Here is a 24,313-nt window from a genome sequence, read left to right as displayed (position 1 = left end):
CAAAATGTTATTTTCATCTTTATTTTTGGGTCTTATCAGTAGTCTTCACTGCGTAGGAATGTGCGGTCCAATTGCTATGATGCTTCCTGTAGATCATCAAAATGAGGCTAAAAAAATAACACAAATTCTCACCTATCATTTCGGCCGATTAACCGCTTATGGAGTAATTGGTTTAATTTTCGGATTATTGGGTCGTGGTTTCTTTCTGGCAGGAATGCAGCAAAAAATGTCTATAATTATCGGAATTGCGATGATTGTAATTGTTTTGATTCCAGAGAAAGTTTTTGCTCAATATAATTTTTCAAAACCCGTTTACAGAATTATCTCAAAAATAAAATTCCATTTAGGAAGCCAGTTTAAAAAGAAAAGTTATAAATCTCTTTTTACGATTGGCTTATTAAATGGTTTTCTGCCTTGTGGAATGGTTTATGCGGCTTTGTTTGGTGCAATTGCCATGCAGAGTGCTGGTCTTGGTGTAACGTATATGCTGCTTTATGGATTAGGAACGATTCCATTAATGACTACAGTAGTTTACGTAAAATCATTATTAAAGTTACCATTTCGAAACAAAATTCAAAAAGCAATTCCGTATGTTGCCGTGATAATTGGAATATTATTTATTCTAAGAGGTTTAGGTTTAGGAATTCCTTATTTATCTCCTTCTAATATGAGCTTGTTTGTTCAAGGAACTCCTAATTGTCATTAAACCGTCATTGAGAATAAATTCGTTTCAGGAGATTTTCTTTTGAGGTGTAAATCAAAAGCCATACAAATATTACGTACGAATGGTCGTCCTGCTTCTGTAATTTTAATCGAATTCTCTCCAATTATAATTAATTCATCGTTTTCTATTTCTTTTAAAGACAATAAAACCTCAGGAAGTTCTTCAAAATATCCTGTTTCATTATTCCAGGAAGTTTCAAGTTCGCAGGCAAGATTCAGAATGTGTTTTCGGATAATAAGATCTTCTTCATCTAAAATATGACCTTTTACAACTGGCAATTGATTCCATTCTAGAATTTGATAATAATCTTCTAAATTTTTAGTGTTTTGAGCAAAACCATACCAGCTGTCACTTATAGAAGAAACCCCTAAACCAATCATAAGTTGTGTTTTAGAAGCACTATATCCCATAAAATTTCGATGCATTTTTTTGTTTTGAGAAGCATGAAATAAACTGTCAGTTTTTAAAGCAAAATGATCCATACCAATTTCATGGTAACCATTTGCAGAAAGCAGAATCTTTCCAGTTTCATAAAGCTGTCTTTTTTCAGCATCCTTAGGAAGATTTTCTTCGTTGAAACCTCGCTGTCCATTTCCTTTTATCCAAGGCACATGTGCATAACTATAAAATGCTAATCGGTCTGGTTTTACAGAATTTGTTTTTTCTACAGTATCGATTACATCTTCTATTGTTTGAAATGGAAGTCCAAATATAATATCGTGCCCTATTGAAGTATAGCCAATTTCTTTTGCCCAAAAAGTCACTTTGGCAACATTATGAAAAGGCTGAATACGATTAATCGCTTTTTGTACTTTTTCGGCATAATCCTGCACGCCAAAACTCACTCGACGAAAGCCTAATTCATATAATTTTTTAAGCTGTTCGTAAGTAGTGTTATTAGGATGACCTTCAAAACTGAATTCATGATTTTCGGCTTTATTTGCAAAACTGAAAATGCCGTTAATAAGATGTTCTAAATTATTACTTGAGAAAAAAGTTGGAGTTCCTCCGCCTAAATGGATTTCTTTAATGAGAGGACGTTCAGGAAGTAAGCTGCAGTATAAACTCCATTCTTTTAAAACGGCTTTGATGTATTTTTCTTCAACAGAATGATTTTTTGTAATTCGTTTATTGCATCCGCAAAAAGTGCACATACTTTCGCAAAAAGGGAGATGGATATATAAACTGATTCCGTTTTCTGAATTACTCTCCGAAAATGCTTTTTGAAATGATGATTTCCATTCTTCAACTGTAAAAGCGGCTTCATTCCAATAAGGGACTGTAGGATAACTGGTATATCTTGGCCCAGGTACATTGTACTTTTGGGTTAATGAAATTTTCATAAAGATGGATTTAGATTTCACCAAAATTACTATTCCAAAATGGGCTATAAAATGACAAATATCATATTAGTAAATAAAAAAAGAGACCCGAAAACGAGCCTCTTTTGCTGAATTAAATAACTAACACTATATAGAATCTTGTATGATTTTAAGCCATTTTTTCGCAAACATATGATCTTGATAAGCACTAATTTGTTTAATGCGGTCATCATCAAAATCATAGAATGGAATTGTTATTTTTTTAGATGTTTCTCTATCTTGAAACTCGTAATCAATCTTAATAATGGTATCTGAAGCACCTTCGGTTGTTAAAACCAATTTACAAGAAGAAACGCTTTTTAAATCGACATAAGTTGATTCTTGTTGGTTTGGGTTGAAATTCATTAATATGAATTTTCTATTTTTTTGATCTATCGTAAGCGTTTTATTGCTTTGCGTTTCTGTTAGATCAAATTCTTGTGGATTATTGGGGTTAAATTTCTTTTTGATATTTAAGATTCTCGATTTGTTTGCAGCGCTCGATCGTGCTGAAAAATAAATTGGGATGGCTACTATGATTGCGATCACAATACCCATTATAGTTACAGTTGTATCCATTTTTTGATTTTTAATTTGGTAAAATAAACATGAAATTATAAGCGGTTTTCAGGTGGAAAACGGCTTAGTGCTATAAGAAGAATGAATTCTTCTCAATTAAAATTTCAAGGATTTATTTACCAGAAAAAATGGAAGGCGTAGAGCATCAATGAGATTTTTCGGCTCTGCGTAGTAAACTGTTTAGTAAAGTTAAAGCAAGATTTAACGGTTTCATGCTGCGGTACAACAACTAACAGTGAATCAAACCATTTGATAACTACAGGGTAGTCTGTTTTGATATTCGCAGCAAACTGATAACTGCCTTGCGGCTGAATAAAAGCCGAAGAATCTGCAATATCTTTACTGAAATTAGAATCGGTTTTTTGACTTTCAGTTATTTGTACAGGAGTATCGTTTGCTTGAACAGCAAAAAATGCGATAACCAGCAGGGATAAAAATAGTACAGTTTTACGAATCCAATTCATGGGGGCGAATTTAGTTCATAAAACACAATAAAAGAAATTTTAAAGTGCTAATTAGTTCTTAAAAATGCTTTTTTGTTTCATTCTCAGCTTAATTACTTAAGCTGAGAATGAAAAATATATTTTATTTATTGCTGCATTTTAAAATAATAATCGGCAGAATGTTTACCGCCTCCGTAAAATAAAAAGAAAATACAAAGCAGTAATACCAAAATGGCGACCATAAGACTTTCAGAGTGCATTTTTCCCATGAAATTTACGAGAACTGCCCCAAAAAGAATTGGAAGCTGTGCCGCAATTGCCCAGCGCGTAAGTAATCCAAAAACAATCATTATTCCTCCAATCATATGCGCGGGCGCAATATAATGCAAGAGGAACATACCGCCTCCAAATTGATCAATTGGAGAAATTAAATCATGTAGATATTGGATATTTGTTACAAATGAAATGCCTTTCATAAATAAAAAAACACCCAATATAATACGTACTAAATCTACTGGTAAATAAGTATGCGAGTTTGCCCACTTATTCAAGCTTTTAACATTTTCCATGATACTACGTGATTAAGAATTGTACATTAAAATTAGTAAATTTTAATGACATTATTAAAATAAGTATCTGAAAATGAGATTTTTGATTTTTATTTAACGCATTCTGAGTCTTGAAAACGACTTAAACCTGAATTACGCCTAAATTAAATGGTTTTTCGATAGGAGCATGATTGGCAGCTTCGATTCCCATTGAGATCCAAGTGCGCGTATCTAAAGGATCAATAATCGCGTCTGTCCATAATCTTGAAGCTGCATAATAAGGTGAAACCTGCTCGTCGTATTTCGCTTTAATTTTATTGAATAGTTCTGTTTCTTTAGCTTCGTCAATTATTTCTCCTTTTGCTTTAAGCGAAGAAGCTTCGATTTGTGCTAAAACTTTTGCCGCTTGTGTTCCGCCCATTACGGCAAGTTCTGCACTTGGCCATGCAAAAATTAATCTAGGGTCGTATGCTTTTCCGCACATCGCATAATTTCCTGCGCCATACGAATTCCCTACAACAACCGTAAATTTTGGTACAACAGAATTACTTACTGCATTTACCATTTTTGCGCCATCTTTTATAATTCCGCCATGTTCTGATTTTGAGCCTACCATAAATCCGGTAACATCTTGCAAAAATACCAATGGAATTTTCTTTTGGTTACAGTTGGCAATAAATCGAGTTGCTTTATCGGCACTGTCAGAATAGATAACACCGCCAAATTGCATTTCGCCTTTTTTGGTTTTAACTACTTTTCGCTGATTTGCCACAATTCCCACAGCCCAGCCGTCAATTCTGGCATAACCAGTAATAATGGTTTGTCCGTAACCATCTTTGTAAGCTTCAAATTCTGAATTATCGACCAGACGCTTGATAATTTCCATCATGTCGTATTGTTCTGAACGCGATTTTGGCAGAATTCCGTATATATCATTAGGATTTAAAGAAGGTTTTTCAGCTTTAATTCGGCTGTATCCAGCTTTATCAAAATCACCAATTTTATCAACTATATTTTTAATTTTATCCAAAGCATCTTTATCGTCTTTGGCTTTATAATCCGTAACTCCAGAGATTTCGCAGTGTGTTGTTGCTCCGCCTAAAGTTTCGTTGTCAATTGTTTCTCCAATTGCAGCTTTTACCAAATAACTTCCCGCAAGGAAAATACTTCCGGTTTTATCTACAATTAAAGCTTCGTCGCTCATAATAGGCAGGTAAGCACCTCCAGCAACACAACTTCCCATAACGGCCGCAATTTGCGTGATACCCATACTGCTCATTTGGGCATTGTTTCTAAAAATTCTTCCGAAGTGTTCTTTATCAGGAAAAATTTCATCCTGCATTGGCAGATAAACTCCTGCACTGTCAACCAGATAAATAATTGGTAATCTGTTTTCGATAGCAATTTCCTGCGCACGAAGATTTTTCTTTCCTGTAATTGGAAACCAAGCTCCGGCTTTCACAGTTGCATCATTAGCAACAACAATACATTGTTTTCCTTTAATGTAGCCAATTTTTATTACAACACCGCCAGATGGACATCCGCCATGTTCAGCGTACATTCCTTCGCCGGCAAAACCACCTATTTCAATACGATTTGAATCTTTGTCCAATAAATAATCGATACGCTCACGTGCCGTCATTTTGCCTTCTGAGTGTAATTTTTCGATTCTTTTTTCGCCTCCGCCTAGTTTTACTTTGGCAAACTTTTGTTTTAATTCTGAAAGGAGTAATTTATTGTGATCTTCGTTTTTATTGAAGTTTAAATCCATGATATAATATTGATTTTACAAAATAGTGTTGGCTAATTTACAAAATCAATTGAAATAAACGAAGATGCTTTTGCGAAAACGAAAACCTTTTCTGTAGTTTTTAAAATCAAATAATTTTCTTTAATTTGTTTTTTATACTAATTAGTATTTTTTATGTCTAAAGCCGCAAATACCAGACTCACTATTCTTCATAAAGCATTTGAACTGATTTATACAAAAGGATATCAAACAACGAGCATTGACGAAATTATCGCTACAACCCAAGTAACGAAAGGGGCTTTTTATTACCATTTTAAAACCAAAGATGAAATGGGAGTTGCTATAATTGAAGAAATTTTGAAGCCTACAATGCAGGAATACTTTATAAAGCCGACAGAAAATTCACGTAATCCAATTGAAGATTTTTACAATATGATTTCTTATTTACTGCTGGAAGATCCTTTTTTGCAAACGCAATATGGCTGTCCAGTGGGTAATTTGACGCAAGAAATGGCTCCATGGAATACTAAATTCAGTCGTGCTTTAACCGAATTGGTTAATTTATGGAAAGAGAAGATTGTAAAAGCAATTGAAAAAGGGCAGGAGCAGGGATTAATTAGAAAAGATGTCGTAGGAGAACAGGTCGCATTTTTTATCCTTTCCGGTTATTGGGGAATTCGTAATTTTGGAAAACTTCATAATGATAAAAAAGTGTATTTGGTTTATTTACAAGAGTTTAGAAATTATTTGAATGGACTGAAATAATTTTTTTCTTTAAAAACATACTAACTAGTATGTTTTTAAATATATTTGCATTGTCTTTAATCAAAAAACGATGCATCAATCTATTTTAATCTGCCATTCATTTATGAGATGGCTCGTATTGTTGAGCTTATTATATTCAATTTACAGAGCTTACAAAGGATATTTTTTCCAACTTTCTTTTACCAAAACAGACAACCTCATCCGGCACTGGACAGCAACAATTGCCCATATTCAGCTTCTTTTTGGGATATTGGTGTATGTGCAGAGCCCTATTGTGAAATATTTCTGGAGAAATTTTAAAGATGGAATTCAGAATTTGGATATGGCTTTCTTCGGGCTTATTCACATTGTTTTAATGCTTGCTGCGATCATTTTTATTACAATTGGTTCTGCTTTGGCAAAAAGAAAACTTTCTGACGGCCAGAAATTCAAAACCATGCTTATTTGGTTTACCGTTGCTTTAATTATCATTTTTATTGCCATTCCGTGGCCATTTTCACCTCTTGCAAACCGACCTTATATTAGATAAATCATGAAAAATTTACTGCATACTACTACTGGACGTTTACGAATTATTGGGTTTCTGGAAGGAACTTCACTCTTGATATTGCTTTTTGTTGCAATACCTATGAAATATATTTTTGAAATGCCATTTTTAACCAGAACCATTGGCACTATACATGGCGCTTTATTTTTGCTTTTTATTTTTAATACCTTAAGTGTAGGTGTTGAACAAAATTGGAAGTTTAAAGATACAACTTGGAAAGTGCTCGTGGCTTGTATGATTCCTTTTGGTACTTTTTATATTGATTCTAAAATTTTAAGTAAAATCAACTCATAATCCTTTAAATTATGGTTTTGGTATTTAAAACAAATGTTGACAGTATTGCGAAAGTAAAGAAAGCAACTCCAAAACTCAATAAGATATTTCCAGATTCAAAGTGGAATTTTGATCTTGAAGACTGTGACAATATTTTACGATTTGAATGTAAAGATGATATTCTCGAAAAAGTAATTTTTTTAATGAAAGTAATTGGTTTTGAGTGCGAAGCTTTATAAGCAAAAAGCCAGAAGATTATCTTCTGGCTTTTTTTATGATGACTATTTTACTTTAGAAAGTGAAACCGCATTAATACAATAACGTAAACCGCTAGGAGGCGGCCCGTCAGGGAAAACATGCCCTAAGTGTGCATCGCAGACATTACATACAACCTCAACACGAATCATTCCGTATGATTTATCAGCGTGATACCCAATAGCGTTTTCTTTGATAGGCTGCGTAAATGATGGCCATCCTGTACCGGATTCAAACTTTTCACTTGCATCAAAAAGTACTGTTCCGCAGCATTTACATTCGTAAATACCAGGATCAAACAAGCTGCACATTTCTGAGCTGAATGATCTTTCGGTTCCTTTTAAACGTGTTACCTGATATTCTTCTGGAGTCAAGATTTGTTTCCATTCTTCCTCCGTTTTTTCCACTCTTTTATCTGGAGTTGGATTTCCTTTGTTTGTAAAATGAATTACATCTGCCCATTTGATCATAACTTTTTCTTTTTAGTTGAATGTTTCAAGTTTCAGGTTTCAAGTTACTGCGACTGCAAACTGCACTGAACACTGATTATTATTCTTCCTCTTTTTGTCCCATCATCATTAAATAGGCTTTAAGGAATGGGTCAATATTTCCGTTCATTACACCATCAACGTCGCTGGTTTCGTAACCTGTACGAACGTCTTTTACTAATTTATAAGGCTGCATTACATAATTACGAATCTGCGAACCCCATTCAATTTTCATTTTTCCAGCTTCAATATCGGCACGTTGTGCTTGTTGTTTCTTCAGTTCGATTTCATACAACTGCGAACGAAGCATCTGCATAGCTCGCTGTCTGTTATCTTGCTGAGAACGTGTTTCCGAACACTGAATCTGGATTCCTGTTGGTTTGTGAACTAACTGAACTTTTGTTTCAACTTTATTTACGTTTTGTCCACCAGCACCGCTCGAACGAGAAGTTGTAATTTCGATATCGGCAGGATTAATGTCGATTTCGATACTATCATCTACAAGCGGATATACATAAACTGATACGAATGAAGTATGACGTTTGGCATTACTATCAAAAGGCGAAATTCGAACCAAACGGTGAACTCCATTTTCTCCTTTTAAATAACCAAAAGAATAATCTCCTTCGAATTCTAAAGTTACGGTTTTTATTCCAGCAACATCACCTTCTTGAAAGTTAAGTTCTTTGATTTTATAACCATAACTTTCTCCCCACATCATATACATACGCATCAGCATTCCAGCCCAGTCACAGCTTTCAGTTCCTCCAGCTCCAGCTGTAATTTGTACAACCGCACTTAAACTATCGGCTTCATCAGAAAGCATATTTTTGAATTCGATGTTTTCTATATGAGTCTGTGTTGTGTCATATTGTTCATCTAGCTCGTCAACAGAAAGTTCCCCTTCTTTATAAAAATCATAAGCCAGCTGTAATTCTTCTGTAAGAGTAGCAGCTTTGTCATAATCTTCAATCCATTTTTTCTTATTTCGAAGATTTTTTACAATGTTTTCGGCTTCTTTAGGATTATTCCAAAAATCAGGAGCAAAAGTTTTTTCTTCTTCGTTTGCAATTTCGATTAGCTTGGCATCAACGTCAAAGATACCTCCTCAACGCACCAAGGCGCTCCACAATACCTTTTACTTGTTCGGCTGTTGTCATAAATTAATAACTTGTTTTTTAGATGTTTTTTGTTGGTATTATATATTAGTCTGTGTTAAAAGTCTAATAAGTAATTTCGTGCTACAAAAATAAGATTTAGTTTTTAGAATTCAGCAATAAATTACTGAGCAAAAAAGGATAGATCTCGTAGTATTGATTCTAGAGTATCTGCAATTGATTTGAAAAATAAGAAATCAATTTTTGAATTATTAATGATAGTTTTATATGTTTTTTACAAATATTACGTTAATTTGGTTGTGTAGTAATCTTAAGTTAAAATTTATTAAAACTTACGATTAATAACTAACAGTAATACGTAATTTTGCTGTCGAAAAATATATAGTTATATATGGAAATAAATTTAATTAGCGATACCATTACAAAGCCTACATATGAGATGCTTCAGTATATGTTCAACGCTCAGGTTGGCGACGATGTATACAAACAGGATCCTACGGTTATTGAACTAGAAACAAGAGTAGCCGAATTTTTTGGTATGGAAGCTGGACTTTTTTTTCCGTCTGGAACTATGGCAAATCAAACTGCCATTAAATTGCATACGCAGCCAGGAGAGCAATTAATTGCCGATAAATATGCACATGTTTTTCATTACGAAGGTGGAGGCGTTTCCTTTAACAGTGGTGTTTCCTGTTGTCTTCTGGATGGAGACCGGGGAATGATTAATGCAGCTCAAGTCGCAGCAGCAATCAATGATCCTGAATTTTATCACAGTCCGTTAACCAGTTTAGTTTGTGTTGAAAATACAACAAACAAAGGTGGAGGAGCTTGCTACGAATTAGAAGATTTACGAGATATAAAAAGGGTTTGTGACGCTAATAATTTGAAATTTCATTTAGACGGCGCAAGAATCTGGAATGCTTTAGTGGCTAAAAGACAAAATCCGAAAGAATTCGGAGCTATTTTTGACACTATTTCAGTTTGTTTGTCTAAAGGATTAGGTGCTCCAATTGGTTCTGTTTTACTTGGAAGTAAAGCTGATATTCATAGGGCGTTGAGAATCAGAAAGATATTGGGCGGTGGAATGCGTCAGGTAGGTTATTTGGCTGCAGCGGGTTTGTATGCTTTGGCAAACAATATAGAAAGATTAGCCGAAGATCACCGCAGAGCTAAAGAAATCGGAGCGATTTTAAGTACGAAATCATGGGTGGCAAGTGTAGAACCTGTAGAAACCAATATTTTGATTTTTTCTTTGGCAGAAGGTTACAGCGATACGCTTTTAATCGAAAAATTAAAACAAAAAAATATTTTAATCAGCTCTTTAGGACGTAATAAACTTCGAATTGTAACGCATTTGGATTATAAAGAAGTCATGCATACATATGTGATGGAGACTTTTTCGAAAATTTGATTTTTACTAGATGAAAAGGTTCTGAGGTTCTGAGTTGCAAAGGTTTAATATAAGCGTACAATAGTGCGCTTTTTTTATATAAAAAAGGTTCAAAGTTTTCATGTGTATAATAAACTTTGAACCTTTGCATCTTTGTTCTTTTGAGTCTTATTTAAAAAGATTATCCATTCCTGGGATAGTAGGCATGTCCATTCTTGCTACAGCATCAATTTCTCTTTCGTTTACACGAGTTGCTTTTTCGATAGCTTTATTTAGAGTTACGATCAAATAATCTTCTAATTGCTCTTTATCCTCAAATAAAGAATCATCGATTGAGATTGTTTTTATGTTTCTGTTTGCTGTAATTGTAATTTTCAATAATCCGTCAGCGCTTTCTTCATCGATTAAAACGGTATCTAAGCGTTTTTTTGTGTCTTCAATTTTTTGCTGGGTTTCTTTAAGTTTACCCATCATTCCCATTAAGTCCATTTTTATTGATTTTTTAAATTATTTCAGACAAAATTAGTATATTGCTGTGTTAATTCAATAGAATATTTTATGAAAAAAATAATTTTGTTCTATTGTGTTTGTACTATTTTTGCCTCTCCATGTTTAAAAATTAATGCTCAATCAATGCAAAAAAATATAACGGCTCCAAAGGCCCAAATCATACCTAAAACTTTAAAAAAACATAAGCAAACCCGTATAGATAACTACTTCTGGCTAAATGATAGAGAGAACTCAGAAGTAATTGATTATCTAAATAAAGAAAACGAATATTATCAGCAAATGACAGCTCATACAAAAGACCTGCAAGAGATTTTGTATGAAGAAATGAAAGGGAGAATTAAAGAAGATGATTCATCTGTTCCGTATTTTTACAACGGATATTATTATATCACACGTTTCGAAACCGGGCAGGATTATCCTATTTTTTCAAGAAAAAAAGGAAGCCTTTCGGCAGATGAAGAAATTTTATTTAACTGCAACGAACTGGCAAAAGGACATGCTTATTTTAAATTAGGCGGATTGAGTATTAGTCCTGATAATAAATTTGCAAGTTTTGGAGTCGATATCGTGGGAAGAAGAATTTATACCATTCAAGTGAAAAATCTTCAGACGGGTGAAATTCTAGCAGACAAAATCGAAAATGCAACTGGAGGATCTGTCTGGGCAAACGATAACAACACTTTGTTTTACACCAGACAAGATGAGGTTACTTTAAGAGCCGATAAAATTTTTAGACATAAATTAAATACAGATTCCAAAAACGATGTATTGGTTTATCATGAAACCGATGATACATTTAATGTTTCTGTAAACAAAGAAAAATCAAAAAAATATATTGTAATCAGTTCAGGAAGCACATTGACGACTGAATACAGAATTTTAAATTCGGATAATCCAGATGGAGAATTTGAAGTTTTTCAACCTCGCGTGCGCGGATTAGAATACAGTATTTCGCATTATGAAGATTCGTTTTACATCTTAACCAATAAAGATAAAGCGACGAACTTTAAGCTGATGAAAACGCCGGAAAACAAAACAGGAAAGAAAAACTGGGTAGATGTTATTCCGCATAGAGAAGATGTTTTGCTGGAAGATATTGAAATATTCAAAAACTTTTTAGTGGTTGAAGAGCGCTCAAACGGTTTAAATCATATCCGGATAATGCCTTGGAATGACGAACCAGATTATTACCTGCCATTTGGAAGCGAAACCTACAATGCTTATACAACTACTAATATCGATTTTGATACTGATATTCTACGTTACAGCTACCAATCGCTTGCAACGCCGTCATCTGTAATTGATTTCAATATGAAAACTAAAACCAAAGAAATTCTAAAAGAACAACAGGTATTAGGAGGAAAATTTGATAAAGAAAATTATGTTGAAGAACGTGTTTGGGCAACAGCCAGAGATGGTGTAAAAGTGCCCATTTCGATGATTTACAGAAAAGGTCTTCAGAAAAACGGAAAAAATCCTTTGTTACTGTATGCTTACGGCTCTTACGGTATTACGATGGATACTTATTTTTCTTCAACAAGACTTTCTTTGTTAGACCGCGGATTTGTTTACGCAATCGCGCATATTAGAGGAGGAGAGGATTTAGGAAGACAATGGTATGAAGATGGGAAACTGTTAAAAAAGAAAAATACCTTTACAGATTTCATCGATTGCTCTAAATTTGTAATAGACGAGAAATATACTTCTGCTGAACATCTTTATGCCGAGGGTGGATCTGCAGGAGGATTACTGATGGGAGTTATTATAAATGAAGCTCCAGAATTGTACAATGGTGTTATTGCTCAAGTACCTTTTGTAGACGTTATTACCACAATGCTGGATGACAGTATTCCGCTTACAACTGGAGAATATGATGAATGGGGAAACCCAAATAATAAAAAATATTACGATTACATGTTGTCGTATTCGCCTTACGATAATATAAAAGCACAAAAATATCCTAATATGTATGTATCTACCGGATTACACGATTCTCAGGTACAATATTGGGAACCAGCTAAATGGGTGGCGAAATTGAGAGAATTAAAAACAGATACCAATCTTCTGTTTTTAGATACTAATATGGATGCCGGACATGGCGGGGCTTCAGGGCGATTTGAAGCTTTAAAAGACTTAGCAAAAGAATTTAGTTTTTTATTAGATTTAGAAAAAATTAAAAGCTAATTAGATTTTTTTTGTTAAATTTGCAACCTATCAAGGTTAATTTAAAAATGCCTTTGATTAACTATTTTTTTATGAAAGAAGAAATAAACGCTTATAACAATGTTTTAGAGTTAATAGGTAATACCCCACTTATTAAACTAAATAAAATCACCGAAGAGTTAGAAGGAAATTTCTACGCAAAGGTAGAAGCTTTTAACCCAGGTCATTCTTCAAAAGATAGAATAGCGTTATATATAATTGAAGAAGCCGAAAGAAAAGGAATACTTTCTCCAGGCGATACTATTATTGAGACTACATCAGGAAATACAGGTTTTAGTCTTGCAATGGTAAGCATAATAAAAGGATATAACTGTATTTTAGCAGTAAGTTCAAAATCATCCAAAGATAAAATTGACATGTTGAGAAGTTTAGGCGCTAAAGTATATGTCTGTCCGGCTCACGTTTCTGCAGATGATGAAAGATCATACTATAATGTAGCCAAACGCCTTCACGAAGAAACAAAAGGTTCAGTTTACATTAATCAATATTTCAACCAATTAAATATTGATGCTCACTACAACACTACAGGTCCTGAAATCTGGGAGCAGACAAAAGGAAAAATCACACACTTAATTGCCTGCAGCGGAACAGGAGGAACTATCTCTGGAACCGCAAAATTCTTAAAAGAACAAAATCCAAATATTAGAATCTTAGGAGTTGATGCTTTTGGATCAGTATTGAAAAAATACCACGAAACAAAAGAATTCGATAGCAAAGAAATTTACCCATACCGTATTGAAGGTTTAGGGAAAAACTTAATTCCTTCAGCAACAGATTTTGATATCATTGATAAATTCATGAAAGTAACCGATGAGGAAAGTGCTCATTCGGCAAGAGAAATCACTAGAAAAGAAGGACTTTTTGTTGGATACACGTCAGGAGCAGTAATGCAGGCGATTAAACAATATGCGGAGGAAGGTGAGTTTACAAAAGACAGTAATATTATAGCTATTTTCCCAGATCATGGATCACGTTACATGAGTAAAGTATTTAGTGATGACTGGATGAATGAACAAGGTTTCTTTGATAGTGTTAATGAAGAAGAAACTCAAAAAATTGAATTTGTAAAGTAATATAAATTACTTCCTAAATATTTGAAACTCCATTCCATTTGCGAATGGAGTTTTTTTATGATTTTATAATTCAATTAGAAGCAAAAATGACGATCAAGTGATTTTAACGAGTTTTTGAGCTAATTGTCGGTTATACTTTTCAGAAACGATATAATATAATAGATTAGTGGGAGTAAATTGATACACTGCTTCTAGAATAAGCTAAAAATGTAAGCTTGTAAAGAACGAAAGTTATAAAAAACAATTCTATGATTATAAATGATCTTCCAAAAACTTATTTACTGAAAATAACAAAACGCCATCTTAAAAATCACTTCCAAATACGGTTCTGATATGTTATTTAATGTTAGCTTTTATATGCCATTACAGTAATTAAATATTTTTGGAATAGTTGAAAAGCCTTCTGAATTTTTAGAAGGCTTTTTTTCGAATTCAATTTTTTGTTTCCATCTAAATAATTTAAAAAGTATTTATAAAGAATCTTAAAAGACTACTAAATTTTTTTTGTGAGAATTATTTATTTACGTGTAGGAATTGTTTGGTAATGGTAGATAAAAATTATAGTTTTAACAAAATTTATAAAAATAATAAACAAAATATTGAAATTTGATTTTTCAGATTTGCAATAAAATATTTGCCTAAGCCCCCAAACTATTCAAATGAAATCTATAAAAAAGAAAAAAGTATTATTCGTTTTAGTGTTATTTATTTTTTTTAAAGCAAATGCTCAAAATCCGGTACAGGAATTTAATTTCAACGGGACTCTAAACAGTGCTGATAATACAGTTTCATTTCTTGGCACACCTGTTTTTGTAAATGATAGAATGGGAACTCCTAAAGGTGCTTTACGATTAACCAATAAAGCATATCAGGGTGTTGTGGGCGATCTTCCTCAAGGCAATAAACCAAAAACAATTTCGATCTGGGTAAAATTCAATGCTGTAAATACTGCTAATTACATTTTTAATTATGGTACACCAGTAAACGGACAATATTTTGCATTATTACAACAGCCGGCTTCTGGAGGTAATTCAGATTTAAGTTTGATTGGCTGGGGAGATACAAACAATATTACAATTTCCGTTCCTCTTGTAAAAGATACGTGGTATCTGTACAGTGTTACATACGATGGAAATGTAACTAAAATTTACCGTAATGGTCAATTACTGAAATCCGTCTCAGACATTCAGCGTTCAGCTAAAGGTTATATCTTAAGTATAGGAAAATTAAATACTTCTACTGCTATAAATGCAGATATTGATGATCTTAAATTATATGTAGTAGCTATGACAGATGAACAAGTTTTAGAAGCTTATGAAAGCTCAAAACCTACTGGGAAGGTAATTGAAACATCAGCGGTTAATAACTCTAAAAAAGTAAGTAATCCGACTGTAAAAACATCATCTGCTGAAACAAGTAAAAATATTGAAGTCTATTCTGATGGGAAAAAGATAATGGAAACTAATGGTTCTAATATTAGTGATTTGCCCGAAGGAACTTATTTAATTAAAGTCATAAATAGCGCTGGGAAAAAATAAATCAGCAATTTTTACAAAAAAGAAGCCTTCTGAAATTCAGAAGGCTTTTTTTATCTCTTTTTCTGCTGACCTGGAGCATACGCTTTTGCGCTTTTATCTCCTGATATTTTTTTAGCTTGCCCTGGAGGTATTCTTTTACCGCTTGCTGGTCTAGGATGGCTAGAATGAACATGTGTGCTGCAGCTTATTACGCTTAATACTAAAAATAGAAGTACCAATACTATTACTGCAATTCTTGTAATTTTTGATGTTTGCATTTTGTTGTTATTTGAGGTAGGGCAAATATAACTGTAAATATTAATTTTTTAAATGGGTAACCCTAGTTTAAAATGATTTCAAACAAAAAAAGCTCCGAATCCGGAGCTTTTAAATGTATTATTAAAGGAAAAAATTATTCTTCTTTCATTGTGTGATAAACGTTCATTACGTCATCATCTTCTTCGATTTTTTCAATTAATTTTTCAACGTCAGCGATTTGAGCTTCTGTTAACTCTTTAGTGATTTGCGGAATACGCTCAAAACCAGAAGATAAAATTTCAAGCCCTCTGTTTTCTAACTCTTTCTGTAACGCACCAAAACTTCCAAAAGGAGCATAGATTAGAATTCCATCTTCATCTTCGAAAACCTCTTCAGCACCAAAATCAATAAGCTCTAATTCTAGTTCTTCTGCATCAATCCCGTCTTTAGCAATTCTGAAATTACAAGTATGATCAAACATAAACTCAACAGATCCCTGAGTTCCCATTGTTCCATTGCATTTATTAAAATAACTACGGATGTTGGCTACAGTTCTGTTATTGTTGTCAGATGCAGTTTCAATTAAAATTGCAATTCCGTGAGGAGCATATCCTTCAAACAAAATTTCTTTATAGTTGGCAGTATCTTTATTGCTGGCATTTTTAATCGCACGCTCCACATTGTCTTTAGGCATGTTGGCAGCTTTCGCGTTTTGTATAACCGCTCTTAATCTAGAATTGGCATCAGGATTAGGACCGCCTTCTTTAACGGCCATAACGATATCTTTACCAATTCGGGTAAATGTTTTGGCCATTGCAGACCAACGTTTCATTTTTCTTCCTTTTCTAAATTCGAACGCTCTTCCCATTTCTAATTTTTTATTTTGTGATGCAAAAATAAAAGTAATTCCTTATTTATCCAAAATCAAAATTTAACTTTTTAAAGGTTTTCAAAAGTTTTTTGATCGTTTTAAGTTTTATAAAGAAGACTGTTTCAATTAAAAGATAATCCGAAACTTAAAACTTGGAAATCAATAATTATTTCGATGAATTAAAATCGACAATTATATTTACAGCTTCGTTTAAATAAGGATTAATTTTTAGCTGATCCATTTGATATTGATTGATAGTTTTCTCATTAGGATAGGCGCCTAATAAAAATTGATTTACTGTAGAATTATAAACATCCAGTGGATTATTTTCATCATTAAAAGTATTGATTTCTTTCCAAAGAGAATCTACCATTTTCTTTTGCTGGAAAACAGCATCGAGATTCATAGGTAATTCTGCCTTTGGAGTATTTATCAATTGATCGATTTTCTGGTTGATCCTTTTAATGTCATTAAAGTAATAATTGCCAGCAAGTCTTGCGCTGCTTTTCTGCGCTATTTTATCGATTAAACTTCTTTTTACATAAGGTTTGTATTTCAAAAATGGTGCTATGCTGTCATTTTTTATTGCAGTAGGAAAGTCACTTTCTTTTTGGTAAACATCTTCGTAAAATTCAGGAAGAACTACGTCTGGAGTTACACCAATATATTGATGACTTTTTCCAGTAACACGATAAAACTTATTAATTGTAATTTTAAGAAAATCAGTGTTTTTAGTTTCGTCAAGCGAAAGAATGGTCTGCATGGTTGCTTTTCCAAGTGTATTGCTTCCTAATAAAAGTGCGCGGTTATAATCCTGCATAATAGAAGAGAAAAATTCACTGGCAGAAGCCGTATTGCTATTTACCAGAATAACAATTGGACCTCTATAAATAACACCTTTAAAAGGATCGTTTATTACCGTTTTCTCCTGTGTATGATCTATTACAATCGAAATTGGACCATAATCAACAAACATTCCTGCTAGTTTAATCGCTTCTTCCATCGAACCGCCACCGTTGTCAATTAAATCAATTACAAGACCTTTAATGTTATCGCGTTCTAATTTAATGACTTCACGAGCTACATCATCGGCGCAGCCTTTACGGCTGTTTCCGTCTAAATCGGCATAAAAACTTGGTATTTTGATGTATCCAATTTTACTTTCTTTACCAATTATAAAGCTGAAAACCGAATTTTCTTCATCCTTCATAACCTGCTTTTCAATGTAAACATCAAAGTTTTTTCCAGAGTTTCTTTTCAGCGTAAGCGTAAGACTTTTATTGGCTTCTGATAAAATCATCGTCGAAATAGATTCCAAAGAAGAACAAGAAACCTGAAGTGTTTCCTTATTATTGGAAACCGAAATAATCTGATCGCCTTTTTTTATCTGCCCCGTTTGGTATGCTGGGCCATTTGGATCAATTTCATGAACAATAATTTCATTTTTCTCATTTAAATTAACCGTCATACCCAAAGACAAATGCTCTTTAGATAATGAAGCTACAAAACTTGATTTAGAATCGTCGCTGAAATAGGCTGTATGCGGATCAAAATACGTACAGAAAAAATTATACAGATTTTCGTCCTGTTTGGTTTTTGTTTCTAAAAGCGTACTGATTCGGCAGATTTCATTTGATAAAATTAATTTTCGGGATTTCTCTTCAATCGTTTTAAAATTAGCTTTGATAGAATCCAGATTATCACTGCTTTCAGCTATATCGTCCAAGATTTGGTAGCGTATTTTTTTCTGCCAAACTTTCTCTACATCTTCTTTTTTTAAGTAAAAAGGAAATGTTTTTTTGTAAAAGCGTATGGTATCTTTTTTAGAATAATCAAAGGGAACATTTTGCATTTTTTCCAAAACCTCTTTTGTTCTTTTTAAACCGGCAATATATTTAGAAGTTATATCGTTTAAAAAACTGCAATCATTTTCGAGAATAAGATCATCTAAATTCAAGCGGTATTTAGCTGCCATTTCATCATATTCAGTTTTATAAAAGATATTCCTAGAAGGATCTAACTCATTGATCAAATTATCAAAAACATAAACAGATAAGCTGTCATCGACAGGTTTAGGACGTAGATGTTCCGTTTGTATAACAGCATTTATTTTGTTGAGAATATCGCATGTCTGGGCGCTATTTTGGCTAAATAGAAAAGTGGTAGTCAATAAAAAAAGCAACCCAATTTTTTTCATAAATCGCAGAATCAAGATTTATATTAAAATTACGGTATTTTTTTTATTTCGGTTTATATTATTCGTAAAAAATCTTACATCCTCAAAACTAGATTCATACGGTCTTTCATCGGTAAAATACATATATAATCGGAAATTTTATGAATTTTATAAATAAAAAAGCCTTACAAAATTCTCTGTAAGGCTGTTATGTTTTATATCAGTAAAATTTATTTCTTATAAAAAGGCAATTTAACCACTTTGGCAGGAACGTCATTTTTTCTAATTCTAATAAAAATATCGCTGTCTACGGCGCTGTTTGCTGTTGTAACATATCCTAAACCAATTCCTTTATTCATAGAAGGTGACATTGTTCCCGAAGTTACAATTCCAATCACGTTTCCTTCACCATCCACAATTTCATAATCATGTCTTGGCACAGCACGTTCCTGCATTTCAAAAGCAACTAATTTTCTAGTAACACCAGCTTCTTTTTGTTTTTTAAGCGCTTCAGAATTAGTGAAATCTTTTGTGAATTTCGTAATCCATCCTAAACCAGCTTCAAGTGGAGAAGTAGTATCGTTAATGTCATTGCCGTAAAGACAGAATCCCATTTCAAGACGTAAAGTATCACGAGCAGCAAGACCAATTGGTTTGATTCCGAAAGAAGCTCCAGCTTCAAAAACCTTATTCCAAATTTGTTCTACCTCATTATTTTTACAGTAAATTTCAAAACCGCCAGAACCTGTATAGCCTGTAGCAGAAATAATTACATGTTCGATTCCTGCAAAATCACCCACTTCAAAATGGTAATATGTAATGGCAGACAAATCAACCGAAGTTAAAGACTGCATTGCTTCAACTGCTTTTGGGCCTTGAATGGCTAAAAGAGAATAATCATCAGACAGATTTCGCATTTCAACGCCCAAATCATTGTGCGAAGAAATCCAGTTCCAGTCTTTTTCAATATTAGAAGCATTTACAACCAGTAAATACTGCTCTTCTTTCATTTTATAAATAATCAAATCGTCAACAATTCCGCCTTCATTATTCGGAAGACAAGAATATTGCGCTCTTCCAATTGTCAAAGTCGAAGCATCATTTGAAGTCACTTTCTGAATCAAAGCCAAAGCATTTGGACCTGTTAACAAAAATTCACCCATATGCGAAACGTCAAAAACGCCCACACCATTACGAACAGTTTCGTGTTCAGCATTAACTCCTTCGTATGTAATAGGCATGTTGTAACCTGCAAAAGGCAGCATTTTCGCTCCCAAACCCTCATGTATGTGCGTAAGCGCAGTATTTTTCATTGTGTTGTTTTATAAAATTGTTCTGCAAATCTATTCAAAAAATATCGAATTTAAACAGCCTAAATTATAAATTTCGCAATAATTAGGAGCTATTTCCTGCTATCCGCTATATCTTTTACTTTTTAAAGAAAAAAGTAAAAGGATGCCGCTTCTATCAGGGCTAGGAGCGACGTTTTCAAAAGAAGATTAAGGATTTCAATTTTTTATGTAATTTTAATATAAAATCTAGTCCTTTTTTAAATTCAGCTAATTTGCATTTAAACAAGTGAAATGCCTTTAAGCGCAAAGAAAAGCTATGATTCTATGTGTTTAAAATTAAAACGCCAGCAAAAATGAAATCACCGTATCTAATAAATAAAGAAGAAATTCTAAAGCTATACAAACCAATAGATTCCAAAGCACATAAAGGAACACAAGGTCACGCGGTGATTATTGCCGGAAGTTATGGCAAAATAGGAGCAGGCGTTTTAGCTTCAAAATCCTGCTTAAAATCAGGATGCGGACTCGTAACGACTTTGATACCTAAATGCGGTTATCAAATCCTTCAAACTTCCATTCCAGAAGTAATGACCGTAACCGACGAAAATACCAATTTCATTACTAATATTCATCTGCCGCTAATTCCGCAAGCCATCGGAATCGGACCAGGAATAGGAAAGGAGTTAGGCACACAAAAAGCCTTATTTGAATTTTTAAGAATAAATAAAGTACCTCTAGTTTTAGATGCCGATGCCTTAAATATCATTTCAGAAAATATATCTTGGCTGGAATTAGTTCCCGAAGACACGATTCTAACACCTCATCCAAAAGAATTAGAACGCTTGATTGGAAAGTGGAATTCAGAATCAGAGAAATTCCAAAAAACAATCGCTTTTTCAGAAAAGTACAAAGTCATAGTAGTAATGAAAGGCGCTCCAACATTCATTATAAACAAAACTTCAGTTTACGAAAACACAAGCGGAAACGCTGCACTCGCAACCGCAGGAAGCGGCGATGTTTTAACCGGAATCCTCACTAGTCTTTTAGCACAAGGTTACGAACCCAAATACGCTTCAAAATTAGGCGTCTACCTCCACGGATTAACCGCAGATTTAGCTTTACCCAAAACTGGTTACGAATCTTTTACCGCTTCAACTATTATTAAATATCTTGGAAAAGCTTTTTTGAGTTTACAGGTTTAACCGCAAAGGACGCAAGGAATTACGCAAAGCACGCAATTTTTAACCATATAAGTTATATAAGAAAGTTTAAGTCTAAACTAATAAATCTCGCAAAGTCGCAGAGTCGCAAAGTCTTTTGTTTTTTTGCGCCTTCGCGCCTTTGCGAGATTAAAAAAACTTTGCGAACCTTGCGTAAACCTTAGCGTTCTTTGCGGTTTAGAAAAATTCGTAAGTTTGTACTATGAAAAACTTCGATCTCAGAACGGTAAACGTTACCCGTTATATAACTCCATTACGCGAAGGCGGTTCGTTGCCAGCCTTAGCAGAAGCCGACGACGATTTTAAATACGTTTTAAAATTTAGAGGTGCCGGACATGGTGTAAAAGCCTTAATAGCCGAATTAGTTGGCGGACAAATCGCAAAAGCCTTAAAACTACAACTACCAGAATTAGTATTTGCCAATCTCGACGAAGCTTTCGGAAGAACTGAAGCCGATGAAGAAATCCAAGATTTATTGCAAGGAAGTCAGGGATTAAACTTGGCGCTTCACTTCTTATCTGGTGCCATAACTTTTGATCCTGCGGTTACAACTGTCGATGCAAAATTAGCTTCACAGATTGTTTGGCTGGATGCTTATATCACCAATGTTGACCGAACTTTCAGAAACACCAATATGTTGATTTGGCACAAAGAATTATGGTTGATCGATCATGGTGCGTGCTTGTATTTCCATCATTCTTGGAGCAACTGGGAACAACATGCTAAAAGTCCGTTTGCGTTGATAAAAGATCACGTTTTATTACCTCAAGCTTCACTTTTAAAAGAAGTCGATGCTGAGTTTAAAGCGATTTTAACGCCAGAAATTTTAGAAGAAATTGTAAATACCATTCCGCTGGACTGGCTGCAGTGGGAAGATGCAGACGAAACTCCAGAAGGATTGCGAAACGTGTATCTGCAGTTTTTAAAGACAAGATTAGCCAATTCAGAAATATTTGTAAATCAGGCGCAAAATGCAAGATAATCACTTATACGAGTATGCTGTGATTCGTGTTGTACCAAGGGTAGAGCGCGAAGAATTCCTGAATATTGGAATCATTTTGTTTTGTAAAAAAGCCAAATTTATAAAGGTTCTTTTTCACGTAAATAAAGAAAAAATACAAGCGCTTTCTGCCGATTTCGACATTGAACAGCTAGAATGTAATTTGACTTCTTTAGAAAAAATAGCAAAAGGAGCCAGAGACGGCGGTCCAATTGCTGAATTTGAAATCCCGGAACGTTTTCGCTGGTTAACAGCTATTAGAAGTTCAGCAATTCAAACGTCAAGACCTCATCCGGGATTGTGTGAGGATTTAGAGAAAACAATTCAGAGATTATTTGAAGAATTGGTTCTTTAAAAAGGTACAAAGGTACAGAGTTACAAAGCGACAAAGGCTTTCTGTAGAGACGCACAGCAGTGCGTCTTTTTCTTTTTTAATAATATTTTCATTCCTCCTTCGTAGGAATGACAAACTAGGCGATTAAACCTGAAACCTGAAACCTGAAACTTGAAACCTGAAACAAACTAAACAAACAAAAACTAAAAAACCACGAATTACAAAACTGCAATCCGTGGTTCTAACTAAAAACTAACTTACTTTTTTATTGTAATTCTATTAAAAAGAACCACAGATATTACCGCCTAAAGTAGCTCCTGCATTGGCAGAAATATCAGCTTTAACAGCCGTTTTATTTAATTTTACGATAGAATAGGGCGGCGTAAAAGCTGTACCGCTTCCAGCCTGAGTTCCTGTCACACTTGTAAATACATTATCAGTAACGGTAACGGCAGTATAACCACTCATTAAATCGATTGGGTTTTTCACACCTTCAAAAACGTTGCTTTCTACACGAATATTCGCTTCAAAACCTGCGGCAACACATTTGTTGCTTACAGTACTATTGAAAAAGCTATTTACAATATGAACTTGTCCAAAACGAACTCTAGGCATTCTTTCTTTACAGCCTGGAGCCCACCAGCATCTTGCAAAAGTGATTCTTAATTTACCACGGTCACCAGTAGCGCCGTCGCTTGAGCCTATTAAGTTAGAATATCTGTGATCGTCTGATCCTCCAGAACCTCCAGCTTTTGGTGGTTTTAAATAGTGGAATTTAGAATACGTAACCGAAATATAATCTGATTTATTCTTGATGTCGAAATTTCCGTCAACACCATCTCTAAATTCGCAGTGATCAACCCAAACGTTTGTACATTCATCCAGAATGGCATTGTCCCATCCGTCAGTGTCATAAGCGCCTGGGCCTTCAAAAATTAAATTTCGAATAATGATGTTTTTACATCTTTTGATGTTAATGATTCCAGAACCGTCTTTAGTCTGGTTAGTGGAAACCAATTTTGCACCATTAGCGCCATAAATTGTTTTTCCAGTTTGATCTTGGAAAGACAATCTTGTGGTAATGGTAATTGTTCCCGAAACCTTAATCACTTTTACAGTTGTGTTTTCGATCGCTGATTTCAGCTGTGCATAAGTAGTGACTGTTGTTTCAGCCGAAGAACCTCCTCCGGTCGTACCTCCGTTTTGTGAAGCCCAGCCCGGAACTTCAGCGCAGTTTCCAATTTTAGCCGTCAGATTGCTGTTTGTTGGAGTTGTTGTTTCAATTGCTGCGCTTTGTGAATCTTGCGCTGATCCGATTTCCTCAGTATTACATGCCGTAAAACCAAGTGCCAATGTTAAGGCAAACATTGAGATTGTTACATTTAATTTCATAGTTTAAGTTTGGTGGTTTATAAAAATTTAACGTTACAAATCTGATTATAATTTGCACGAAAAAAATTGAACAAGTTCAAACTTTTGCAAAAAAATCTACGAAATGTGTTTTTTTAACAGTTGTAAATTTACAAAAATGCATTTTATGTTTACTTTTACGTAATCGATTACATTATTTAAGCCCCTAATTAATAATGAGTTGAAAA

General features: G+C 33.9%; 25 protein-coding genes. 12 read left to right on the top strand and 13 right to left on the bottom strand.

Annotated elements, in window-relative coordinates:
• Positions 1-4: 4 nt before the first annotated feature.
• A complete protein-coding gene (locus P2W75_RS11555; RefSeq protein WP_276380593.1) occupies positions 5-706 on the top strand; it encodes a sulfite exporter TauE/SafE family protein in 702 nt (233 codons plus the stop codon).
• Here P2W75_RS11555 and hemN read toward each other — a convergent pair.
• The 5 genes from hemN to P2W75_RS11530 all read right to left on the bottom strand — a co-directional run bounded on the left by hemN (position 703) and on the right by P2W75_RS11530 (position 5,426).
• Complete coding sequence (gene hemN, locus P2W75_RS11550; protein WP_276380592.1) at positions 703-2,067, bottom strand: oxygen-independent coproporphyrinogen III oxidase; 1,365 nt, start codon at positions 2,065-2,067, stop codon at positions 703-705. The two genes, P2W75_RS11555 and hemN, sit on opposite strands and share 4 nt — an antisense overlap.
• Before the next feature lie 126 nt (positions 2,068-2,193).
• Positions 2,194-2,664, bottom strand: coding sequence for a hypothetical protein (locus P2W75_RS11545; RefSeq protein WP_276380591.1), 471 nt, complete (start codon positions 2,662-2,664; stop codon positions 2,194-2,196).
• A 116-nt stretch (positions 2,665-2,780) separates the two neighbouring features.
• Positions 2,781-3,128 carry a hypothetical protein gene (locus tag P2W75_RS11540; RefSeq protein ID WP_276380590.1) on the bottom strand — a complete coding sequence of 116 codons (348 nt, stop codon included), beginning with the start codon at positions 3,126-3,128 and terminating at the stop codon, positions 2,781-2,783.
• A 125-nt stretch (positions 3,129-3,253) separates the two neighbouring features.
• The gene (locus P2W75_RS11535; protein WP_207296905.1) at positions 3,254-3,676 is read right to left on the bottom strand and encodes a DoxX family protein; all 423 of its coding nucleotides are present in this window, start codon (positions 3,674-3,676) and stop codon (positions 3,254-3,256) included.
• 121 nt (positions 3,677-3,797) lie between these two features.
• Positions 3,798-5,426 (bottom strand): acyl-CoA carboxylase subunit beta, encoded by a 1,629-nt coding sequence (locus P2W75_RS11530; RefSeq protein ID WP_276380589.1) that lies wholly within the window; start codon positions 5,424-5,426, stop codon positions 3,798-3,800.
• A 153-nt stretch (positions 5,427-5,579) separates the two neighbouring features.
• Here P2W75_RS11530 and P2W75_RS11525 point away from each other — a divergent pair, with 153 nt between their 5' ends.
• The 4 genes from P2W75_RS11525 to P2W75_RS11510 all read left to right on the top strand — a co-directional run bounded on the left by P2W75_RS11525 (position 5,580) and on the right by P2W75_RS11510 (position 7,229).
• Complete coding sequence (locus P2W75_RS11525) at positions 5,580-6,170, top strand: TetR/AcrR family transcriptional regulator (RefSeq protein WP_276380588.1); 591 nt, start codon at positions 5,580-5,582, stop codon at positions 6,168-6,170.
• Between the two features lie 70 nt (positions 6,171-6,240).
• Complete coding sequence (locus P2W75_RS11520) at positions 6,241-6,699, top strand: hypothetical protein (RefSeq protein WP_276380587.1); 459 nt, start codon at positions 6,241-6,243, stop codon at positions 6,697-6,699.
• Positions 6,700-6,702: 3 nt separating this feature from the next.
• Positions 6,703-7,011 (top strand): DUF3817 domain-containing protein, encoded by a 309-nt coding sequence (locus tag P2W75_RS11515; protein WP_276380586.1) that lies wholly within the window; start codon positions 6,703-6,705, stop codon positions 7,009-7,011.
• 11 nt (positions 7,012-7,022) lie between these two features.
• A complete protein-coding gene (locus tag P2W75_RS11510; RefSeq protein ID WP_276380585.1) occupies positions 7,023-7,229 on the top strand; it encodes a hypothetical protein in 207 nt (68 codons plus the stop codon).
• Between the two features lie 42 nt (positions 7,230-7,271).
• Here P2W75_RS11510 and msrB read toward each other — a convergent pair whose 3' ends face one another.
• Entirely contained in the window at positions 7,272-7,715 is a 444-nt protein-coding gene (gene msrB, locus P2W75_RS11505; RefSeq protein ID WP_207296899.1) for a peptide-methionine (R)-S-oxide reductase MsrB, read from the bottom strand.
• Between the two features lie 79 nt (positions 7,716-7,794).
• Positions 7,795-8,893 (bottom strand): peptide chain release factor 2 gene (gene prfB / locus P2W75_RS11500; RefSeq protein ID WP_207296898.1). Its coding sequence is split into 2 segments (ribosomal slippage): positions 7,795-8,829 and positions 8,831-8,893, totalling 1,098 coding nucleotides; the frame shifts between segments, so codons are not numbered across the junction.
• A 349-nt stretch (positions 8,894-9,242) separates the two neighbouring features.
• Here prfB and P2W75_RS11495 point away from each other — a divergent pair.
• Complete coding sequence (locus tag P2W75_RS11495; RefSeq protein WP_207296897.1) at positions 9,243-10,262, top strand: low specificity L-threonine aldolase; 1,020 nt, start codon at positions 9,243-9,245, stop codon at positions 10,260-10,262.
• A 147-nt stretch (positions 10,263-10,409) separates the two neighbouring features.
• Here P2W75_RS11495 and P2W75_RS11490 read toward each other — a convergent pair whose 3' ends face one another.
• Entirely contained in the window at positions 10,410-10,730 is a 321-nt protein-coding gene (locus P2W75_RS11490) for a YbaB/EbfC family nucleoid-associated protein (RefSeq protein WP_276380584.1), read from the bottom strand.
• A gap of 69 nt (positions 10,731-10,799) precedes the next feature.
• Between P2W75_RS11490 and P2W75_RS11485 the strand changes: the two genes are divergently transcribed.
• From P2W75_RS11485 to P2W75_RS11475, 3 genes are all read left to right on the top strand, one after another.
• Positions 10,800-12,935, top strand: coding sequence for a S9 family peptidase (locus P2W75_RS11485; RefSeq protein ID WP_276380583.1), 2,136 nt, complete (start codon positions 10,800-10,802; stop codon positions 12,933-12,935).
• Between the two features lie 71 nt (positions 12,936-13,006).
• On the top strand, positions 13,007-14,047 hold the full coding sequence (locus P2W75_RS11480; protein ID WP_207296894.1) for a PLP-dependent cysteine synthase family protein: 1,041 nt from the start codon (positions 13,007-13,009) through the stop codon (positions 14,045-14,047).
• Between the two features lie 659 nt (positions 14,048-14,706).
• Complete coding sequence (locus tag P2W75_RS11475; RefSeq protein WP_276380582.1) at positions 14,707-15,585, top strand: LamG domain-containing protein; 879 nt, start codon at positions 14,707-14,709, stop codon at positions 15,583-15,585.
• A 50-nt stretch (positions 15,586-15,635) separates the two neighbouring features.
• Here P2W75_RS11475 and P2W75_RS11470 read toward each other — a convergent pair whose 3' ends face one another.
• The 4 genes from P2W75_RS11470 to gcvT form a co-directional block, all read right to left on the bottom strand.
• Complete coding sequence (locus P2W75_RS11470; protein ID WP_276380581.1) at positions 15,636-15,842, bottom strand: hypothetical protein; 207 nt, start codon at positions 15,840-15,842, stop codon at positions 15,636-15,638.
• Positions 15,843-15,976: 134 nt separating this feature from the next.
• Positions 15,977-16,690, bottom strand: a complete 714-nt coding sequence (locus P2W75_RS11465) for a YebC/PmpR family DNA-binding transcriptional regulator (protein WP_012024626.1) — start codon at positions 16,688-16,690, stop codon at positions 15,977-15,979.
• A 169-nt stretch (positions 16,691-16,859) separates the two neighbouring features.
• Positions 16,860-18,890: a carboxy terminal-processing peptidase gene (locus P2W75_RS11460; protein ID WP_276380580.1), complete on the bottom strand. Its 2,031-nt coding sequence runs from the start codon at positions 18,888-18,890 to the stop codon at positions 16,860-16,862.
• A gap of 209 nt (positions 18,891-19,099) precedes the next feature.
• Positions 19,100-20,182: a glycine cleavage system aminomethyltransferase GcvT gene (gcvT, locus tag P2W75_RS11455; RefSeq protein WP_207296890.1), complete on the bottom strand. Its 1,083-nt coding sequence runs from the start codon at positions 20,180-20,182 to the stop codon at positions 19,100-19,102.
• A 332-nt stretch (positions 20,183-20,514) separates the two neighbouring features.
• On the opposite strand from gcvT, the gene P2W75_RS11450 reads away from it, so the two are divergent.
• The 3 genes from P2W75_RS11450 to P2W75_RS11440 all read left to right on the top strand — a co-directional run bounded on the left by P2W75_RS11450 (position 20,515) and on the right by P2W75_RS11440 (position 22,736).
• Complete coding sequence (locus tag P2W75_RS11450) at positions 20,515-21,363, top strand: NAD(P)H-hydrate dehydratase (protein ID WP_276380579.1); 849 nt, start codon at positions 20,515-20,517, stop codon at positions 21,361-21,363.
• A gap of 220 nt (positions 21,364-21,583) precedes the next feature.
• Complete coding sequence (locus P2W75_RS11445) at positions 21,584-22,363, top strand: HipA family kinase (protein WP_276380578.1); 780 nt, start codon at positions 21,584-21,586, stop codon at positions 22,361-22,363.
• Entirely contained in the window at positions 22,353-22,736 is a 384-nt protein-coding gene (locus P2W75_RS11440) for a DUF3037 domain-containing protein (RefSeq protein ID WP_276380577.1), read from the top strand. The genes P2W75_RS11445 and P2W75_RS11440 overlap by 11 nt, the downstream gene beginning before the upstream one ends.
• 258 nt (positions 22,737-22,994) lie before the next feature.
• On the opposite strand, the gene P2W75_RS11435 is transcribed toward P2W75_RS11440, so the two are convergent.
• Positions 22,995-24,107, bottom strand: coding sequence for a polysaccharide lyase family 1 protein (locus tag P2W75_RS11435; protein WP_276380576.1), 1,113 nt, complete (start codon positions 24,105-24,107; stop codon positions 22,995-22,997).
• Positions 24,108-24,313: the final 206 nt, after the last annotated feature.

It is taken from the genome of Flavobacterium sp. H4147 (assembly GCF_029360735.1).
GTDB classification, from domain to species: domain Bacteria; phylum Bacteroidota; class Bacteroidia; order Flavobacteriales; family Flavobacteriaceae; genus Flavobacterium; species Flavobacterium endoglycinae.
Note: the sequence above shows the minus strand (reverse complement) of the source record. Positions and strands in the feature narration are given on the sequence as shown.

Excerpts from the sequence above, each read along its gene's own strand:
- P2W75_RS11485 (WP_276380583.1), top strand. The coding sequence starts at position 10,800 with ATGAAAAAAATAATTTTGTTCTATTGTGTTTGTACTATTTTTGCCTCT.
- P2W75_RS11470 (WP_276380581.1), bottom strand. The coding sequence starts at position 15,842 with ATGCAAACATCAAAAATTACAAGAATTGCAGTAATAGTATTGGTACTT.
- P2W75_RS11495 (WP_207296897.1), top strand. The coding sequence starts at position 9,243 with ATGGAAATAAATTTAATTAGCGATACCATTACAAAGCCTACATATGAG.
- P2W75_RS11535 (WP_207296905.1), bottom strand. The coding sequence starts at position 3,676 with ATGGAAAATGTTAAAAGCTTGAATAAGTGGGCAAACTCGCATACTTAT.
- P2W75_RS11525 (WP_276380588.1), top strand. The coding sequence starts at position 5,580 with ATGTCTAAAGCCGCAAATACCAGACTCACTATTCTTCATAAAGCATTT.
- P2W75_RS11515 (WP_276380586.1), top strand. The coding sequence starts at position 6,703 with ATGAAAAATTTACTGCATACTACTACTGGACGTTTACGAATTATTGGG.
- P2W75_RS11545 (WP_276380591.1), bottom strand. The coding sequence starts at position 2,664 with ATGGATACAACTGTAACTATAATGGGTATTGTGATCGCAATCATAGTA.
- P2W75_RS11450 (WP_276380579.1), top strand. The coding sequence starts at position 20,515 with ATGAAATCACCGTATCTAATAAATAAAGAAGAAATTCTAAAGCTATAC.
- P2W75_RS11490 (WP_276380584.1), bottom strand. The coding sequence starts at position 10,730 with ATGGACTTAATGGGAATGATGGGTAAACTTAAAGAAACCCAGCAAAAA.
- P2W75_RS11555 (WP_276380593.1), top strand. The coding sequence starts at position 5 with ATGTTATTTTCATCTTTATTTTTGGGTCTTATCAGTAGTCTTCACTGC.
- msrB (WP_207296899.1), bottom strand. The coding sequence starts at position 7,715 with ATGATCAAATGGGCAGATGTAATTCATTTTACAAACAAAGGAAATCCA.
- P2W75_RS11510 (WP_276380585.1), top strand. The coding sequence starts at position 7,023 with ATGGTTTTGGTATTTAAAACAAATGTTGACAGTATTGCGAAAGTAAAG.
- P2W75_RS11480 (WP_207296894.1), top strand. The coding sequence starts at position 13,007 with ATGAAAGAAGAAATAAACGCTTATAACAATGTTTTAGAGTTAATAGGT.
- P2W75_RS11460 (WP_276380580.1), bottom strand. The coding sequence starts at position 18,890 with ATGAAAAAAATTGGGTTGCTTTTTTTATTGACTACCACTTTTCTATTT.
- P2W75_RS11530 (WP_276380589.1), bottom strand. The coding sequence starts at position 5,426 with ATGGATTTAAACTTCAATAAAAACGAAGATCACAATAAATTACTCCTT.
- P2W75_RS11540 (WP_276380590.1), bottom strand. The coding sequence starts at position 3,128 with ATGAATTGGATTCGTAAAACTGTACTATTTTTATCCCTGCTGGTTATC.
- P2W75_RS11435 (WP_276380576.1), bottom strand. The coding sequence starts at position 24,107 with ATGAAATTAAATGTAACAATCTCAATGTTTGCCTTAACATTGGCACTT.
- P2W75_RS11440 (WP_276380577.1), top strand. The coding sequence starts at position 22,353 with ATGCAAGATAATCACTTATACGAGTATGCTGTGATTCGTGTTGTACCA.
- hemN (WP_276380592.1), bottom strand. The coding sequence starts at position 2,067 with ATGAAAATTTCATTAACCCAAAAGTACAATGTACCTGGGCCAAGATAT.
- P2W75_RS11475 (WP_276380582.1), top strand. The coding sequence starts at position 14,707 with ATGAAATCTATAAAAAAGAAAAAAGTATTATTCGTTTTAGTGTTATTT.
- P2W75_RS11465 (WP_012024626.1), bottom strand. The coding sequence starts at position 16,690 with ATGGGAAGAGCGTTCGAATTTAGAAAAGGAAGAAAAATGAAACGTTGG.
- gcvT (WP_207296890.1), bottom strand. The coding sequence starts at position 20,182 with ATGAAAAATACTGCGCTTACGCACATACATGAGGGTTTGGGAGCGAAA.
- P2W75_RS11520 (WP_276380587.1), top strand. The coding sequence starts at position 6,241 with ATGCATCAATCTATTTTAATCTGCCATTCATTTATGAGATGGCTCGTA.
- P2W75_RS11445 (WP_276380578.1), top strand. The coding sequence starts at position 21,584 with ATGAAAAACTTCGATCTCAGAACGGTAAACGTTACCCGTTATATAACT.